The sequence below is a fragment of the Cupriavidus sp. R6-3 genome (assembly GCF_059772245.1).
This window is the reverse complement of record NZ_JCBAJO010000448.1, coordinates 1-1,342: the sequence shown is the minus strand read 5'-3', so window position 1 is coordinate 1,342 and position 1,342 is coordinate 1. Positions and strand designations below refer to the sequence as shown.

Annotated in this window: 1 protein-coding gene; it reads right to left on the bottom strand. The window is 71.5% G+C overall.

What is annotated here, in order from left to right; all coding sequences use genetic code 11:
- Nucleotides 1-355: 355 nt before the first annotated feature.
- The coding region (gene gspF, locus AC6EI8_RS26555; RefSeq protein WP_498383403.1) for a type II secretion system inner membrane protein GspF at nucleotides 356-1,342 on the bottom strand (987 nt) is incomplete at its 5' end.

Here is a 1,342-nt window from a genome sequence, read left to right as displayed (position 1 = left end):
AGCGCTGGAGGTGCCGGGCGCGGAAGCGCCGGCGATGGCGGAGCCGGAAGAACCGGTGGAAACCGCCGAAGCGGTGCAGGCCGCCGAGGCCGCGCCGCCGGCACGCAAGCGCCGCAGCCCGGCTCCGCGCAAGCGCACGGCGAAGAAGACGGCGGCAGCGGAATAAGCAGTTCGGGGGCGAGCGCCGCTTGCCCTCTCCCCCGGCCCTCTCCCCGGCCCTCTCCCCGGCCCTGTCCCCGGCCCTCTCCCCGGCCCTCTCCCCGGCCCTCTCCCCGGCCCTCTCCCCGGCCCTCTCCCCGGCCCTCTCCCGCGGACCTCTCCCTTCAGGTGGATCGGGAGACGGGGTTGCCCCGCGCTACCGCACCAGCTGATTGATCTCGATGATCGGCATCAGCACCGCCAGCACGATCAGCAGCACCACCACGCCCATCGTCAGGATCAGCAGCGGTTCGAGCAGGCTGGTCAGGAACAGCGTGCGCCGTTCCAGCTCCTGCGCCTCGCCCTGCGCGGCGCGCTCCAGCATCGTCGGCAGATTGCCGGTGGCCTCGCCCGAGCGGATCAGGTGCACCAGCACCGGCGGAAACTGGTTCTGCGCGGCCAGCGCGCGGGCCAGCGACGAGCCCTCGCGCACGCGTGTGGTGGCGCCCTCGACGTTGGCGCGCAGCGCCTCGTTGCCCAGCGTTTCTCCGGCCGCCTGCAGGCTGCGCAGGATCGGCACGCCGGCCGACACCAGGATCGCCAGCGTGCTGGCAAAGCGCGCGGTGTTGTAGCCGCGGATCAGCTTGCCGGCCAGCGGCGCGGTCAGCAGCCAGCGATGCCATTCGAGCCGCACGCCCGGCTGGCGCAGCAGCGCGCGGATCGCCATCACCGCCAGCGCCAGCACGATCAGCGCGGCCCACCACCATTGCCGCACGAAGTCCGACAGCGCCAGCATCACCACCGTCAGCATCGGCAGCTTCTGCTTGGTGTTGGCGAACACGCTGACGACCTGCGGCACCACGTACGACAGCAGGAAGATCACGATCGCGAACGCCACCACCGTGACGATGGCCGGATAGGTGAAGGCCAGCCGGATCTTGGCGGTCAGCGTGTTGCGGGTCTCGATATAGCCGGCCAGCCGTTCCAGCACCAGGCCCAGATGGCCCGAGTGTTCGCCGGCCGAGACCAGCGCGCGATAGATATCGGGAAAGTCGCGCGGATGCTGCATCAGCGCGACCGACAGCGAACTGCCGCCCATGACCTCGGCGCGCACGCCGGCCAGCAGCTCGTGCACATAGGCGCGCTCGGCCTGGTCGGCCAGCGCCGCCAGCGCCTCGTCCAGCGGCAGGCCGGCGACGATCAG